Consider the following 15,640-nt stretch of genomic DNA (forward strand, 5'->3'; position numbering starts at 1 on the left):
CAACCCCTGGCTGCCCATTTTGGAGACTTGGCATGACCGCGCATACAACCGCCCCCTCACCCAAAGCGTCCCGAGCGATCTACGCGTATGCCCTGAGTGCCTGGATCGTACTCATCCTGCTCACGCTCACGCTCGACAGCGCCTTGATCGCCGCCGTCGCCATTGGCTACACAGGCCTGCTGCCATTCCTCATTGCCGCGATCTGGATTTCACGACTCAACGAACGCTACAAGCTTTCCGACAGGCTGAACAACTGGCTGAGCAAGATCGTTCTGACCTGGCTGCTGTTTAGCTATGCGGCCTATGCGCAGAAGTGGGCCGCCTCAACAATCAATGAGATCTTCTCTATCGACGCCAGCCAGCTTGGCATCACATACATGGTCCTGGCGGCATTCTTTACCCCCTTCGGCCTGCTCTACCAAGGCTCGCTCATGGGGCTGGGGGTAACTACCATCACCATTGTCGCCATGATTGGCGTCACCGCAGTGGCCCCTCTGCTGGTCAGTTCCATCTCACTGCGCAAACTCGCAAAGGGGGCCGCCGTCGCCCTGCTCGTGCTCGCCCTTTGCCTCGTCTTTTTCAGCATCGGCGCAAACATTGCTCGTGATAAGGCCAAACTGATCAAGTCATTCGCCGTCTGGGCCGACTTCAACAGTCATCATCTGTGCTCCGATGACTGGACCAGGCAGACGTCCAGCGTGGTGTTCCTTGGTGGTGACAAGGTTCTGGCCTACCACCCTTACGCCAGGGATGGTCAGTTCAAAGTGCAGACTTGCAATTTTCGCAAAGCCTTCGATTGAGTCGCGCAAGGTCTGTGCGAGGAGTAAACAGGCACGTTATGTCTCGTTGGCCGACCACACCGCCAGCTCATAGCCATCCGGGTCGATGAAGTGGAACCGCCGCCCGCCGGGAAACGCGAACACCGCCCGGCTGATACGCCCCTGCGCCGCCTCGATGCGGCGCTGAGCTTCGGCCAGATCATCGGCATAGAGGATCACCAGCGGCCCGCCCGGGCGCACCGGCTCCCCGGTGGTGAAACCACCCGTGAGGCGGCCATCGCTGAACTCGGTATAAGTCGGCCCGTAATCGGTGAAGCGCCAGCCGAACACGGCGCCGTAGAACGCCTTGCTGCGGGCGATATCGATCACGTTGAACTCGATGTTGTCGATCTGTCTGTCCTTGCCTTGCGTACCCATGGGACCCCTCCCTGCGCTCATGTGGGCCGCGCTGACAGTGCAATCATTGCCAACGCCGCATATGTAACAAAGCTTGTCTTAATATTGTCATCTTTCGGTCATAGGATTGACCTCGTTCTGACATTTCCCACTCAAGGATGACCTCCCATGCGCCGTGTCGTGTTCAACCAGAAAGGCGGTGTCGGCAAGTCCAGCATTGCCTGCAATCTTGCCGCCGCCAGCGCTGCGGAGGGTTACCGAACCTTGCTGGTGGACCTCGACCCTCAGGCCAACGCCACCTATTACCTGACGGGCCTGGCCGGTGATGCCATCCCATCCGGCATCGCCGACTTCTTCCGCCAGACCCTGTCACCAAACCCGGCCACCGGCAAGCGGCATCGGGTGGCGATCACGCAAACCCGCTACGCCAACCTGCACCTGGTCACCGCCAGCCCGGACCTTGCCGACCTGCAGGGCAAGCTGGAGAGCAAGTTCAAGATCAACAAGCTGCGCAAGCTGCTGGTGGAACTGTCGGCGGATTATGAGCGCATCTACATCGACACGCCGCCCGCGCTCAACTTCTACACCTTCAGCGCCCTGGTCGCGGCCGAACGCCTGCTGATCCCCTACGATTGCGACAGCTTCTCGCGCCAGGCGCTGTACAACGTGATGGCCGAGGTGGATGAGCTGCGTCAGGACCATAACGCCGCCTTGCAGGTCGAGGGCGTGGTGGTCAACCAGTTCGCCAGCCGCACGGCGTTGCACCAGACCCTGGTCGATCAGTTGCGCGGCGAGGGGCTGCCCGTGCTGCCGGTGTACCTGAGCAGCTCGATCAGGATGCGCGAGTCCCATGAAGCGGCAGTGCCGCTGGTGCACCTGGCACCACGGCACCGGCTGGCGCAGGAGTTCGTCGACCTGCTGGATGTGCTGGAACGAGCGGCCTGACCCCAGGCCGACACTCAGGTGCCACAGGCAAATACCCCCTCTGCCAGGTCGCTGCCGTCTGCTGTAACATCGCGCGCTTTGTTCAAGGAAGACGCGCCATGCGCCGTTTGCTGTTCCTGCTGTTCCTGCTCACCTTGACCTCCTGCGCACCGCGCCTGCCGCCCCCCGCACCAGCCCCCACGCCGCTCACCCTCCTCGACCATGGGCGCTTCCAGCTCTGGTACGACTGCCAGCGCGGCGAGCCGCACCGCTTCGCCTTCACCCTGGGCAAGGACGAAGGCCACCTGGCGCGCGTCGACAACTTCCGTATTGATCGCAGCCTGCCCGAAGGCTGCAAAGGTCAGTACTCGGCCAAGGCCTACTCCACGCCCAAGGGCTACCACCGTGGACACCTGGCCGCGAACAACCACTTCGACGACGATCGCACGGCCATGGACGCGTCCAACCTGATGAGCAACATCGTGCCGCAGTTGGCCTCGCACAACAGCCGCACCTGGTACCAGACCGAATTGCTGAGCGAGTGCTACCGTGACCTGCATCCGCTGACGGTGATCGGCGGCGTGGTATTCGGCCGTGAAGGCCAGGCCCTGGCCAACGACCACTTTGTCCAGTCCCACGGCATCGCCACGCCGGAAGCCTTCTGGAAGGTGCTGCTGACCGAGGATGATCATGGCCAGGCGCAGGTGATCGCCTGGTGGATTCCACACCAGGCTGGACTGGGTAGCGACCTCGACCCGTACCTGCGCAGCGTGCACGAGATCGAGGCGCTGCTGGGGCCGGGTGAAATGCCGATCGATGTGCCCGAAACGCTGAAGGACCAACGTCCTGCGCAGACCTGGCCCGTGCCGACAGGCTGCGATCGACAGTGACCCCTTGTACCGTCGACAACGGTAGCCGATCATTGAAGATCCTTTGCCCTGGCACGTCTCGTAACAGGGCATCTGCCTCTTTCCCGCCAGGCACACGAACGTGCCGGGTCCCCTCTGCCAAGGATGTTTCCGTGTCGAAGATTCATCGCTTCACCCTGCTCCCTCTCGCCGCGCTCGGCCTGGCGACGCTCATGGCCTGCGGCAGCGCGAGCAAGGCGCCGCCAACGGTCGACGCCGCTACCATGGCCGCCTTTGTCGCGGCCATGCAGAGCTCGCTGATCAACCGGATCGCGCCCGCCAACCAGGGTCACCTGGTTGGCGTGGTCACGCTCAAGATCACCCTGAACAGGCAAAACCAGCCGATCGCCTGCGAGGCGCGGCGTAGCGCGCCAAGACATGCCCGACTGTTGCCGCGGGGCCTCGTCGCTTCGGACTTTCGCCAGATGGCGCAACTGGTCGAGCGCCAGTGCTGGCTGACGGTCTACCCGCCTGTTCCCGAAGGCTTGTTCGAGGAGGACCGGGTCGAGGTGATGGCGCCGCTGGTGCTGCTGCCTTATCCAGAGTCCCCGGCACCTGATCGGCTGTAGCGGAGTACTCAGGCGCTACCAGGACACTGTGGGGGAGATCTATCGGGGCATCGCGACGCCTGTTTCGTGACGGTTCGACGCCCCGATGAACCCGCTCCCGCAGGGTCTTGCACTTCACCCAAGACCTGCGCCACGGTCCACCAGCGACCCTATCAGACATCCCAGCGTCGCCCACGAAGAAGCAACCGCTCTGTCTCCCCTGTCTACTGGCCGGACAACAACGACGGCGCCCCCGAGCGCGCCGCATTCGTCCAGGCTGCCCAGACCACCGGAGAGCACATCCATGTCCATCGTCCATGAGGTCCCGCCCGCCACCTTGCGTCGGGTGATCGCCGCCTCGGCCATCGGCAACTTCGTCGAATGGTTCGACTTCGCCGTCTACGGTTTTCTCGCCACGCTGATCGCCAGCCAGTTCTTCGCCAGCGAAGCGCCCGGCGTCGCCCTGCTCAAGACCTTCGCCGTGTTCGCCGTGGCCTTCGCCCTGCGCCCGCTGGGCGGCATCGTGTTCGGCGCGCTGGGGGACCGCCTCGGGCGCAAGCGCATCCTGTCGCTGACCATCCTGCTGATGGCCGGCTCCACCACGCTGATCGGCCTGCTGCCGACCTACGCCAGCATCGGCGTGCTGGCCCCGACGCTGCTGACCCTCGCCCGCTGCCTGCAGGGCTTTTCCGCCGGGGGTGAATATGCCGGGGCCTGTGCATACCTGATGGAACATGCGCCCCGGGGCCGGCGCGCGTTCTATGGCAGTTTCGTGCCCGTCTCGACGTTCTCCGCCTTCGCCTGCGCGGCGGTCATCGCCTATGGCCTGGAGGCGAGCCTGTCAGCGGAGGCGATGAACGCCTGGGGCTGGCGCGTGCCGTTCCTGGTGGCGGCGCCCCTGGGCCTGGTCGGGTTGTACCTGCGCTGGCGCATGGAGGAAACCCCCGCGTTCCGCCAGGCCCTGGCCGAGGGCAAGACCCACGCCCACTCGCCGCTCGGCGATACCCTGCGCCACCATGGCCGCACCATCCGCAACCTGGGGGCGTTCATCTCGCTGACGGCGCTGTCGTTCTACATGTTCACCACCTACTTCGCCACCTACCTGCAAACGGTCGGCCAGCTCAGCCGCGCCCAGGCACTGCTGGTCTCGACCGTGGCCCTGCTGTTCGCCGCCGCCGGCTGCCCGCTGGCCGGCGCCTTCTCCGACCGGGTTGGCCGGCGCCGGACCATCGGCTTCACTTGCCTGTGGGTCATGATCGCGGTGTTCCCGGCCTACTGGCTGGCCAGTTCCGGTTCGTTGTCGGGGGCGCTGCTGGGGGTGATCCTGCTGGCGATCGGCGCGCTGCTCAGCGGCGTGGTCACCGCCGCGCTGCTCTCGGAGTGCTTCCCCACCCGCAGTCGCTACACGGCCTCGGCCATCACCTACAACGTGGCCTACACCCTGTTCGGCGGCACCGCGCCGTTGGTGGCGACCTGGTTGATCGAGCAGAGCGGCAGCCGCCTGGCACCGGCGTTCTACCTGGTGGTGATCGCCTTGCTGGCGTTGATCGGCGGGCTGGCGTTGCCGGAAACCTCGAAGGTCTCGCTGCATGATGAAAGCCCGGCTGCCGATGAGCCGGGCATGACGCAGAACCTGTAAGAAGGTGCGGGCCGGGGCGCGCGAAGCGCCCCGGCACTGCTGTCACGCCAGATCGAATCGATCCAGTTCCATCACTTTCACCCACGCGGCAACGAAGTCCTTGACGAACTTCGCCTTGGCGTCGCTGCTGCCATACACCTCGCTGATCGCGCGCAGCTGGGCATGGGAGCCGAGCACCAGGTCGACCCGGCTGGCGGTCCACTTCAGCTGCCCGGTCTTGCGGTCACGACCTTCGAAGGCTTCGTTGTCGGCCGAGGTCGGCTTCCACTCCACGCCCATGTCCAGCAGATTGCGGAAGAAGTCGTTGCTCAGCACGCCCACCTTGTCGGTGAACACCCCTTCCTTGCTACCGCCATGATTGGCGCCCAGCACACGCAGGCCAGCGATCAGCACGGTCAGTTCCGGCGCGGTCAGGGTCAGCAACTGGGCCTTGTCCAGCAACAGCTTTTCGGCCTTGACGCTGTAGCGGGCCTTGCTGAAGTTGCGGAAACCATCGGCCAGCGGCTCGAGCACGGCGAACGACTCGACGTCGGTCTGTTCCTGCGAGGCATCCACACGGCCCGGGTGGAACGGCACATTGACCGCGTGCCCGGCGTCCTTGGCAGCCTTCTCCACCGCCACGCCGCCGGCCAACACGATCAGGTCGGCCAGGGAGATCTTGTTGCCCCCCTCGTTGCGGATCTTCTCCAGTGCGGTCAGCACCTTGTCCAGGCCCTGGTTGGCCGTCCAACCGTTCTGCGGTGCCAGGCGCAACCGGGCGCCGTTGGCGCCACCGCGCTTGTCGGAACCGCGGAAGGTCGAGGCCGAGGCCCAGGCGGCGGATACGAGCTCGGCGACACTCAGCCCCGAAGCCTGCACCTTGGCCTTGAGCGCGGCGATATCGGCTTCGCCTGGCTGAGGGCCAGCCTTGGGCAGCGGGTCCTGCCACAGCAGTTCCTCATTGGGCATTTCCGGGCCCAGGTAACGGGCCAGCGGGCCCATGTCACGGTGGATCAGCTTGTACCAGGCACGGGCGAAGGCATCGGCGAGCTGGTCGGGATTGTCCTTGAAGCGCCGGGCGATGGGCTCGTAAATGGGGTCGAAGCGCAGGGCCAGGTCGGAGGTGAGCATCGAGGGCGCATGACGCTTGGAGGCGTCATGGGCATCAGGCACGGTGCCGGCGCCCTTGCCGTCCTTGGGTCGCCACTGGTGAGCACCCGCCGGGCTCTTGGTCAGCTCCCAGTCGAAGTTGAACAGGTTGTTCAGGTACTCGTTGCTCCAGCGGGTCGGCGTCGACGTCCAGATCACCTCCAGGCCGCTGGTGATGGCATCGCCGCCCACGCCACTGCGGAACTTGTTCTGCCAGCCCAGGCCTTGCTGCTCCAGCCCCGCAGCCTCCGGCTCAGCACCGACATTGTCGGCAGGGCCGGCGCCGTGGGTCTTGCCGAAGGCGTGGCCGCCGGCGATCAGGGCCACGGTTTCCTCGTCGTTCATGGCCATGCGGCCGAAGGTGTCGCGGATATCCTTGCCCGAGGCGACCGGGTCGGGGTTGCCGTCCGGTCCTTCAGGGTTCACATAGATCAGGCCCATCTGCACCGCGGCCAGCGGGTTTTCCAGGTTGCGCTCGGCGGCCAGGTCGCGGCTCTGCTCCTCCGGGCGCTTGGACGGTTCGGCCACCAGGTCGCCCTGACCGGGCGCCTCGGTCTTGCCGTAGCGGGTGTCGCCGCCCAGCCAGACCTTTTCCGACCCCCAGTACACGTCCTCGTCCGGCTCCCACACATCGGCGCGACCACCGGAGAAGCCAAAGGTCTTGAAGCCCATGGACTCGAGGGCGACGTTGCCGGTGAGCACGATCAGGTCGGCCCAGGAGATCTTGTTGCCGTACTTCTGCTTGATCGGCCACAGCAGACGCCGGGCCTTGTCCAGGCTGACGTTGTCGGGCCAGCTGTTGAGCGGGGCGAAGCGCTGCTGACCGGAACCGGCGCCGCCACGGCCATCGCCGATGCGATAGGTGCCGGCACTGTGCCAGGCCATGCGGATGAACAGCGGGCCGTAGTGACCGAAGTCGGCGGGCCACCAGTCCTGCGAGTCGGTCATCAAGGCCTTCAGGTCGCGCTTCAGGGCCTGGAAGTCCAGGCTCTTGAAGGCCTCGGCATAGTCGAAGTCCGGGTCCATCGGGTCGGACTTGCGGGTATGTTGGTGGAGGATCTTCAGGTTGAGCTGGTCGGGCCACCAGTCACGGTTGGTGGTGCCGCCACCTGCGGTTTGATGGAACGGGCATTTCGATTCGTTCGCCATCTGCTTCTACCTTTTGGGTCGGGTCTGTCCAGATTTCCAGGCGTTCTTGTAGGTACGGTGCCGGGTGTTCGATCGGCCGCGCGCGAGGGCGCGTGCCTACCCCTCATCAGGTGTGGTCGGTCGCTGCCGACCCAGGTCCGCCAGGCGTCCGGGCGCGTCTGCGCGCCGGCTTTTCGCGGAACCAGCACAAAGACTAGTCGAGCGTGGGCAGAGGTCTAATAGAAGCGCTATTGCGCGGTGATAGCCTGGCTCTGTCAGGGCCATGATCGGGAACGGCGAACACGGGCATGGCCCGTGTCCCGTCCCGCGGTGTCACTTTCGCCGGTGAACCCGCTGCCACGCAAGGGTGTGCGCTACTCAGTCACGATCGCCTGCAAGCGCTGCCACAGCTGCTCGACATGCTCGCGCTCGGTCGGCAGCGCTCCCACCGACACCCGCACCATCCAGCGCCCCTCCAGGGTCGCCGGAGTCACGTAGGCGTCTCCCGAGCCATTGAGCCGTTCGGCCCAGCCACGGGTATGGGCATCCAGCGCCTCCTCTTCCAGCCCGGCTGGGCGGTGGCGGATGCACAGGGTCTGCAGTTGCACCGGCGCCAGCAGCTCCCAGTCAGGCGATGCCTCGACCTGCGCGGCCAGCCAGCGGGCGTTGTCCAGGTCGCGGCGCAGGCGCTGCTGCAAGGCCTCGACCCCTTCGCTGCGCAGCATGAACCACAGCTTCAGGGCACGGAATCGGCGCCCCAGCGGGATGCCCCAGTCGCGCAGGTTCTTCACCTCGCCATCGACCGCCGACTGCAGGTAGCTCGGATTGGTGCTCATCACCCGGATCAGATGCTGCGGGTCACGCACGTAGTAGATCGAGCAGTCGAAGGCCACGCCCAGCCACTTGTGCGCATTGACCACCACCGAGTCGGCCAGCTCGATGCCGTCCCACATCCAGCGGCACTCGGGCAGGATCATCGCCGAGCCGGCCATGGCCGAATCGACGTGCAGCCACAGCTGGTTGGCCTGGGCGATCTCGCCGATCGGGCGCAGCGGGTCCAGCGCGGTGGTGGTGGTGGTGCCGGTGGTGGCGACCACGGCGCACGGCTGGTTGCCGGCGACCAGATCCTTGGCGATGGCCTCCTCCAGCGCTTCGGGGCGCATGGCGAACCGCTCGTCGGTGGGGATCAGGCGGATGTTGTCGCGGCCGAAACCGGCCAGCAGCGCGGCCTTGTCCACCGAGCTGTGGGCGTGGGCGCTGACGTAGACGATCAGCGGCCGGGCCTGGGCCTGCAGGCCACCGCGCACCTGGGCGTGGTCGCTGGCGCGCTCGCGGGCGCAGATCAGCGCCACCAGGGTGCTGGTCGAGGCGGTGTCCTGGATCACCCCGCTCCACTGGTCGCTCAGGCCCAGCAGCTGGCGCAGCCAGTCCAGGGTGGTCTCCTCCAGCTCGCTCAGGGCCGGGCTCGATTGCCAGGACAGGCCAAGCACGCCCAGGCCAGTGCTGAGGAAATCGCCCAGCACCGAAGACAGGCTGCCGTTGGAGGGGAAGTAGCCGTAGAAATTCGGGTGTTGCCAGTGGGACAGGCCCGGCATGACCAGCCTGTCGACATCGCCCAGGATCGCCTCGAACGGCTCGCCCTGTTGCGGCGCCGCGCCGGGCAAGGCGGCCTTGAGGTAGCCAGGTTCGACCTGGGCCATGACCGGACGCTCGGCGACGGTCTGGCGGTAGTCGGCGATCAGGTCGATCAGTTGGTGGCCGTACTGGCGGAATTGTTCGGGGGTCACACCGTGTCTCCTGGAGTTTGCCCGCGAAAGGGCCGGGATGACGTCCAGTCTAGGCGCCCCTGCCCCGGCGAATAACCCCACTTCGCGCATAGCTGCTATGGCGAAGGCGCATATCCGCCCTGCACGCCGAATTGCGACTGGCGCCACACCTCGAACACCCGGTTGCGCAACCAGCGATGCTCCGCCGAGGCCTGCAAGCGCTGGTGCCAGACCACCCAGTAACGCTGGGTGTGCTCGACGAACCCCAGCGACCGCCAGGCCAGGCCATGCAGCCGTGCAAGTTGCCGGGCGATGTGCTCGGGCACCGTGGCCAGTGCCTGGCCATTGCCGATCACCTGCACCATGGCGCTGAAGAACGGCACCTCCAGGCTGACGCGCCGCTGCAGGCCCTGGGCGCGCAGGTGACGGTCGATGAAGCTGTCCTTGTCGCCGCCACCGGATACACGTACGTGCTTGAACCTCAGGTAGTCATCCTGGCTTACCTGGTCGAGGGCGCTCAGCGGGTGATCGCGGCGCATCAGGCACACCGCGCGATCCTCGCCCAACAGGCGGCCATGCAGGTTGGGCGGCGATTCGTCGAACAGCGTGGTGGCCAGGTCGATCTCGCCACTGGCCAGCAAGGCATATTGCCCGGCCTGCCAGGTGCGGTACTCCAGCGACACCCCGGGCGCCTCCTGCTCCAGCACCTTCACCAACTGCGGCAGCATGTGTTCAGCCACATAGTCGGAGGCCGCCAGGCAGAAACGTCGCTCGCAGCGCGCCGGGTCGAACGCCGCGGGCTGGCGCAGGGCGTTCAGTTCCTCCAGCACCTGGCGCAACGGCTCGACCAGCGTCTCGGCGTGCTCGCTGAGCACATAGCCTCGGCCCTGGCGCACCAGCAACGGGTCGTCGAAGGCCTCGCGCAGGCTGGCCAGCTGGCGGCTCAGGGTCGATTGGCTGCACCCCAGGCGCTCGGCGGCGTGGCTGAGGTTCTTCAGCTGCAGGAGGCAGTCGAGGGTGCACAGGTGGGCGAGGCTGAGGGAGGCGAAGGTGGGGTGCATGGCACGGGTCCGGAAATGATCGCGGGGCAAGCCCGCTCCCACACATGCACTGGGAGCGGGCTTGCCCCGCGAGGATGACGCTCGGCTCAGTCGGTCAGGCCGACATAGACGTTCTGCACGTCTTCGTTCTCGTCGATCGCCTCGAGGAAGGCCTCGACCTCGGCCAGGGCTTCGGCGCTCAGGCCGGCGGCGCTCACCGGGTTCTTCGGGGTGTAGCCGATCTTCGCCGAGGTGACGGTGAAGCCATGCTCCGGCAGGGCCTTCTGCACGGCGTCCAGGTCGGTGGTGTCGGTGATGAACAGGGTCGAACCCTCTTCCTCGCCGTCCTCGAAGTCCTGGGCACCGGCTTCGATGGCCGCCATTTCCGGGTCGGCGTCGCCTTCCGGGGTGGCCTCGATCAGGCCGACATGGTTGAAGTCCCACGCCACCGAGCCGCTGGCGCCCAGCTGGCCCTTGCGAAACAGCACGCGGATCTGCGCCACGGTACGGTTGATGTTGTCGGTCAGGCACTCGACGATCAGCGGCACCTGGTGCGGGGCGAAGCCTTCGTAGCTGACGGCATGGTACTGCACGGCCTCGCCGTCCAGGCCTGCGCCTTTCTTGATCGCGCGTTCCAGGGTCTCACGGGTCATCGAGGCTTTCTTGGCCTGGACGATGGCCAGGCGCAGGCGCGGGTTCATGTCCGGGTCGGCGCCCGACTTGGCAGCGATCTGGATCTCCTTGGCCAGCTTGCCCATGATCTTGCCTTTGGCATTGGCCGCTGTTTCTCTATGTTTGGCTTTCCACTGTGCGCCCATATCGACTCTCTTTGTTTCCGCGGCCGGTTCAGGAAGCGACCGGCCAAAAGTGGGGAGCAGTTTATACGCCCTCGCCGGGCTGTTCGACAAGAAATCACGTCACCGGCACCGACCGGCCGCTTTTTCCGCCGCCCCCTCGTTGCCGCGCGCATTTGCTTGTATGGTGTTGCCCAAGAAGGATGTTTTACCCGCACAGGAAAGACTTACATGCCCCAACGCAATGTCATCAACGCCTCCGTCAGCCCCAAAGGCAGCCTGGAGACGCTGTCGCAACGTGAAGTCCAGCAACTGAGCGAAGTCGGTACCGGCAGCCTCTATACCCTGTTCCGCCAGTGCGCCCTGGCCATCCTCAACACTGGCGCCCATGTCGACAATGCCAAGACCATCCTCGAGGCCTACAAGGACTTCGAGGTGCGCATCCACCAGCAGGATCGTGGCGTGCGCCTGGAACTGCTCAATGCCCCCGCCGATGCCTTCGTCGATGGCGAGATGATCGCCAGCACCCGCGAGATGCTGTTCAGCGCCCTGCGCGACATCGTCTACACCGAGAGCGAGCTGGCCAGCCAGCGCATCGACCTGGAAAGCTCCCAGGGCATCACCGACTATGTCTTCCACCTGCTGCGCAACGCCCGCACCCTGCGCCCCGGCGTCGAGCCGAAGATGGTTGTGTGCTGGGGCGGCCACTCGATCAGCAGCGAGGAGTACCAGTACACCAAGAAGGTCGGCCACGAACTGGGCCTGCGCAAACTGGATGTCTGCACCGGCTGCGGCCCGGGCGTGATGAAAGGCCCGATGAAAGGCGCCACCATCGCCCACGCCAAGCAGCGCATGCACGGCAGCCGCTACCTGGGCCTGACCGAGCCAGGCATCATCGCCGCCGAGGCGCCCAACCCGATCGTCAACGAACTGGTCATCCTGCCGGACATCGAGAAGCGCCTGGAAGCCTTCGTCCGTGTCGGCCACGGCATCATCATCTTCCCCGGCGGCGCCGGCACCGCCGAGGAATTCCTCTACCTGCTCGGCATCCTCATGCACCCGGACAACCAGGACCTGCCGTTCCCGGTCATCCTCACCGGCCCGCGCAGCGCCGAAGCGTTCCTGCTGCAGTTGCACGCCTTCGTCGGCGCCACCCTCGGCGAAGCGGCGCAACGCCACTACCAGATCATCATCGACGACCCCGCCGAAGTGGCCCGGCAGATGGTCGAAGGGCTCAAGGCGGTCAAGCAGTTCCGCCGCGAGCGCAACGACGCGTTCCATTTCAACTGGCTGCTGAAAATCGACGAAGGCTTCCAGCGTCCGTTCGATCCGACCCACCAGAACATGGCCGAACTGGCCCTGCGCCGCGACCTGCCCCCTCATGAGCTGGCGGCCAACCTGCGCCGGGCGTTTTCCGGCATCGTCGCGGGCAACGTCAAGGACAAGGGCATCCGCCTGATCGAAGAGCACGGGCCATACCAGATCCATGGCGACGCGGTGATTCTCGATCCGCTCGGGCGGTTGCTGCAGGCGTTCGTCGACCAGCACCGGATGAAGTTGCCGGGTGGGGCTGCCTATGTGCCGTGCTACCAGGTCGTGACCTGACCCCTGTGGCAGCGGGCTTGACCCGCGATGGCGCCGCCCAGGCAAACGCCATCGCGGGTCAAGCCCGCGCCCATCGGGTAACTGCATTTCGTAATATCTCGCAGATATTTCCCACGCCAAGCAGTGAACCTGCCTACAAAAAAGCGGTCTTTCGCTGACGGTCAATCCACCCGACCGGATCGCCGGCCCAGTCATCGGGCCTTCATTCGTCCCGTATTCAGCGAAGACCAGCATGCCAGACAACCAGCCAGCCTCCCCTGCCCTCGCCACCCTGCGTGGCGGCCTGATCGCCGCCCTGATCGCCGTCGCCGCCCCGGCCCTCGCCGAAGAACCGGCCAGCGATGCGCGCTGGGTCAGCGACAGCCTGAGCACTTACGTGCGCAGCGGTCCCACCGATGGCCACCGCATCGTCGGCACGCTCAAGTCCGGGCAGCGGCTCACGCTGGTCACCAGCCAGGGCAACTACAGCCAGGTGCGTGGCCAGAATGGCGACCTGGTGTGGATCCTCACCAGTGACCTGCAGGCAGTGCCTGGTCAAAACGAACGCCTGCCGCAGCTGGACGCACAGGTGGCCGAGCTGTCCGGTCAGCTCAAGACCATCGACGACAGCTGGAAGAACCGCGTGCAGGGCATGCAGGAAACCCTCGATTCGCGCAAGGCGCTGATCGACGAGCTGGAAACCCGCAACAAGGCATTGAACGAGCAGCTCGACCAGGCCCAGTCGAGCCTGCGCGACACCCAGGCGCGGCTCGGTGACGAGAACAAGCAGGTGATGATGCGCTACATGGTCTACGGCGGCAGCATCGCCGGCGCCGGGCTGCTGGTGGGCCTGATCCTGCCGGCGCTGACCCGCGGCCGCAAGCGTAACGACCGCTGGTTCTGAAGGTTACTTCGGCTGGTTGGTGACGCCAAAAGGTATATGCACGGAGGGCACTACGGTGCGAGAGCCCTTCAGGTGCGCAGGATGGTCCTCGAAGAAGATGTGAGGCTTCAGCACCTGCAAAACCCGGCGTTTCTCGATGCCGCCAAGGAAGAAGGCGTCATTGGCCATGACTCCCCAACTCTTGAGGGTGTTGAGCGCTCGCTCGTGGGACGGCGCGTTGCGCGCGGTGACGATCGACACCCGCAGGCGGTTCACATAACCGGGGTGTTCGAGCTTGTACTGCTCCTCGAACGCCTGGATCCGCGCGACACGCACGAAGAACTCCTTCAGCGGGCCAGGATTGTGCGGTTGGGCGACATTGATCACCTCGTGGGCATGAAAGCTGTCCAGCCCGCCCGACTGCATCACGGCCTCCGACTCGTCCCCCGCCAGCACGCCGTCGAAGTCGAAGGCGATGCGCAGGTTGTCCTCGCTCTCGTCGTCATCGAACTGCGAGTCGAGCACCTGGCCGGCCGGATAGCCACTCTTGATCGCCGCATCCACATGCTGTTTGTCGGCGGAGAGGAACAGGGCGATGTTCAGCGCGGGGATGTACTCGTATGGCGAGCGTCCCTGAGTGAAGATCGCCCGGGTCATGTTCAGGCCGTAGTGGCCGATGGTCTTCATGACCCGCATGCCGGTGTCCGGGTCGTTCTGCGACAGCAGCACCACCTCCACCAGTGGGTCTTCGGGGTCCGCGCGCAGGTCGTTGAGGGCCAGCAGACGCTTGATGAAGGGATAGGCGATACCCTTGCCCAAGGGCACGTCCAGGTGCTGCTCCTGGTACTTGCGATACTGCGCCTCACCGTCGCGTCGGAACACCGCGTCGGACTCGCTCAGGTCGAACACCGCGCTCGAGGCAACGCCGATCACCAGGCGGTCGTCCAGTTCGAAGGGCATCGGGGCTTTCCTTGTCGTGTAGAAGTTGAAGTTGCGGGTAATCAGCCGTCGATACGGCCCTGCAGGCGTGACGTCCAGTCCTCGACCTGGTGCTGCTCCAGGCGTTTTTCCAAGGTACGACGCCAGCTCGGCACCAGCGGCAACGCCAGGCATTCGCGCAGCAGCTCGGGCTCCAGCCGCTTGTCGAACAGCACCGCCGACAGCCGGGCCACCGACCACTGCGCATGGGGTCTTTCGACCAGCTGCAAGGTATCCCCCGCCGCGAGCGTACCCTCTTCCAGAACCCGGTAGTACCAACCGGTGCGTCCGCTCTGCTGCACCCGCAGCGCCATCTGCGCCACATCGAAACGATCGTTGAGTTTCCAGCAGGGCATGCGCCCCTGGGAGATCTCCAGCAATGCCGAGCCCACGCGGATGCGGTCGCCCAGGCAGACATCCGCTTCGCGCCAGCCATGGCTGCTGAAGTTCTCGCCGAATGCGCCGGGCCGCTCCAGCAGCGGGTGCGTGCCGAGCTCGGCGAGCCAGTCGGCGTAGTGCTCGCGGGGGTAGTGGTGGATGGCCTTCTCGACGCCGCCATGCACCCGCAGGTCGCCCTGTTCGTCGCCGGCGATGCCAAGGAAGGTGACCTGGTGCGAACCTTCGCGGGGTTGTTTGTCGATGGCGCTGCGCGAACCGGGACGAGTAAAGGGCCGGGCGATGCCGGTGAGCAGGCTGTCGAGGCGTGGACTGGGCGGATGCATGCGGCGGTCTCGCGGAAAGGACTGGGCGAGCTTACACCAGCGCCGTTGCCCGTGCAGTCCTGCAGAAGCGGGTTTGTCGGCGTGCCGAAAAAACCCGCTCCCACAAGGTACCAGGCTCGATCTCGCGCAGAGCCCGGCTACTTGCCGCGGGCCTTGTTATAAATGGTCTTGGCACGGTCGGCCGAAGACTGGCATGTCGCCATGTCGCCTTTGGCCTGGGCTGCCTTGGCCTGTTTGAGCAGCTCATGATAGTCATGAGCCATACCGCCATGCAGCGCCTGACCATCGGTCCTGCTGATGTACTCCAGATCCTCGATCTTGGCCTCACAGTTGGTCGCAGCCTTATCCTCGGCCTGAGCAGTGAAACTCAGTACGCAAGCAATCACTAGCAGTGTCATGGATTTCATGGAGTGTTCTCCTGGG

15 protein-coding genes are annotated in these 15,640 nt (G+C 65.4%); 7 read left to right on the forward strand and 8 right to left on the reverse strand.

Annotation, left to right across the window (positions count from 1 at the left end):
• The first annotated feature begins 32 nt into the window (after positions 1 to 32).
• Positions 33 to 800: a hypothetical protein gene (locus N7422_RS17675; RefSeq protein ID WP_279807754.1), complete on the forward strand. Its 768-nt coding sequence runs from the start codon at positions 33 to 35 to the stop codon at positions 798 to 800.
• A 36-nt stretch (positions 801 to 836) separates the two neighbouring features.
• Here the strand turns inward: N7422_RS17675 and N7422_RS17680 are convergent, their stop codons facing one another.
• Positions 837 to 1,196 (reverse strand): VOC family protein, encoded by a 360-nt coding sequence (locus tag N7422_RS17680; RefSeq protein WP_279807755.1) that lies wholly within the window; start codon positions 1,194 to 1,196, stop codon positions 837 to 839.
• Positions 1,197 to 1,343: 147 nt separating this feature from the next.
• Between N7422_RS17680 and N7422_RS17685 the strand changes: the two genes are divergently transcribed.
• From N7422_RS17685 to N7422_RS17700, 4 genes are all read left to right on the forward strand, one after another.
• Positions 1,344 to 2,120, forward strand: a complete 777-nt coding sequence (locus N7422_RS17685) for a ParA family protein (protein ID WP_279807756.1) — start codon at positions 1,344 to 1,346, stop codon at positions 2,118 to 2,120.
• 98 nt (positions 2,121 to 2,218) lie between these two features.
• Entirely contained in the window at positions 2,219 to 2,989 is a 771-nt protein-coding gene (locus N7422_RS17690) for a DNA/RNA non-specific endonuclease (protein ID WP_279807757.1), read from the forward strand.
• Positions 2,990 to 3,120: 131 nt separating this feature from the next.
• Positions 3,121 to 3,576 carry a hypothetical protein gene (locus N7422_RS17695; protein WP_279807758.1) on the forward strand — a complete coding sequence of 152 codons (456 nt, stop codon included), beginning with the start codon at positions 3,121 to 3,123 and terminating at the stop codon, positions 3,574 to 3,576.
• 283 nt (positions 3,577 to 3,859) lie between these two features.
• On the forward strand, positions 3,860 to 5,194 hold the full coding sequence (locus tag N7422_RS17700; RefSeq protein WP_279807759.1) for an MFS transporter: 1,335 nt from the start codon (positions 3,860 to 3,862) through the stop codon (positions 5,192 to 5,194).
• A gap of 42 nt (positions 5,195 to 5,236) precedes the next feature.
• Here N7422_RS17700 and katG read toward each other — a convergent pair whose 3' ends face one another.
• The 4 genes from katG to N7422_RS17720 all read right to left on the reverse strand — a co-directional run bounded on the left by katG (position 5,237) and on the right by N7422_RS17720 (position 11,074).
• Complete coding sequence (katG, locus tag N7422_RS17705) at positions 5,237 to 7,471, reverse strand: catalase/peroxidase HPI (protein WP_279807760.1); 2,235 nt, start codon at positions 7,469 to 7,471, stop codon at positions 5,237 to 5,239.
• Positions 7,472 to 7,824: 353 nt separating this feature from the next.
• Positions 7,825 to 9,237 (reverse strand): DOPA decarboxylase, encoded by a 1,413-nt coding sequence (locus N7422_RS17710; protein WP_279807761.1) that lies wholly within the window; start codon positions 9,235 to 9,237, stop codon positions 7,825 to 7,827.
• A gap of 95 nt (positions 9,238 to 9,332) precedes the next feature.
• Entirely contained in the window at positions 9,333 to 10,277 is a 945-nt protein-coding gene (locus N7422_RS17715) for a LysR family transcriptional regulator (protein ID WP_279807762.1), read from the reverse strand.
• An 86-nt stretch (positions 10,278 to 10,363) separates the two neighbouring features.
• On the reverse strand, positions 10,364 to 11,074 hold the full coding sequence (locus tag N7422_RS17720) for a YebC/PmpR family DNA-binding transcriptional regulator (protein WP_028688730.1): 711 nt from the start codon (positions 11,072 to 11,074) through the stop codon (positions 10,364 to 10,366).
• Between the two features lie 207 nt (positions 11,075 to 11,281).
• Here N7422_RS17720 and ppnN point away from each other — a divergent pair, with 207 nt between their 5' ends.
• Both ppnN and N7422_RS17730 read left to right on the forward strand, forming a co-directional pair.
• Positions 11,282 to 12,655, forward strand: coding sequence for a nucleotide 5'-monophosphate nucleosidase PpnN (ppnN, locus tag N7422_RS17725; protein ID WP_279807763.1), 1,374 nt, complete (start codon positions 11,282 to 11,284; stop codon positions 12,653 to 12,655).
• A 232-nt stretch (positions 12,656 to 12,887) separates the two neighbouring features.
• Positions 12,888 to 13,538: a TIGR04211 family SH3 domain-containing protein gene (locus N7422_RS17730; protein WP_279807765.1), complete on the forward strand. Its 651-nt coding sequence runs from the start codon at positions 12,888 to 12,890 to the stop codon at positions 13,536 to 13,538.
• 3 nt (positions 13,539 to 13,541) lie between these two features.
• Here N7422_RS17730 and N7422_RS17735 read toward each other — a convergent pair whose 3' ends face one another.
• The 3 genes from N7422_RS17735 to N7422_RS17745 all read right to left on the reverse strand — a co-directional run bounded on the left by N7422_RS17735 (position 13,542) and on the right by N7422_RS17745 (position 15,624).
• Positions 13,542 to 14,477 (reverse strand): 5'-nucleotidase, encoded by a 936-nt coding sequence (locus tag N7422_RS17735; RefSeq protein WP_279807766.1) that lies wholly within the window; start codon positions 14,475 to 14,477, stop codon positions 13,542 to 13,544.
• Positions 14,478 to 14,518: 41 nt separating this feature from the next.
• Positions 14,519 to 15,217: an MOSC domain-containing protein gene (locus N7422_RS17740; RefSeq protein ID WP_279807767.1), complete on the reverse strand. Its 699-nt coding sequence runs from the start codon at positions 15,215 to 15,217 to the stop codon at positions 14,519 to 14,521.
• Between the two features lie 137 nt (positions 15,218 to 15,354).
• Positions 15,355 to 15,624: a hypothetical protein gene (locus tag N7422_RS17745; RefSeq protein ID WP_279807768.1), complete on the reverse strand. Its 270-nt coding sequence runs from the start codon at positions 15,622 to 15,624 to the stop codon at positions 15,355 to 15,357.
• Positions 15,625 to 15,640 lie beyond the last annotated feature (16 nt).

The organism is Pseudomonas sp. GD04091, assembly GCF_029836165.1.
In the GTDB taxonomy this organism is placed as follows: Bacteria; Pseudomonadota; Gammaproteobacteria; order Pseudomonadales; family Pseudomonadaceae; genus Aquipseudomonas.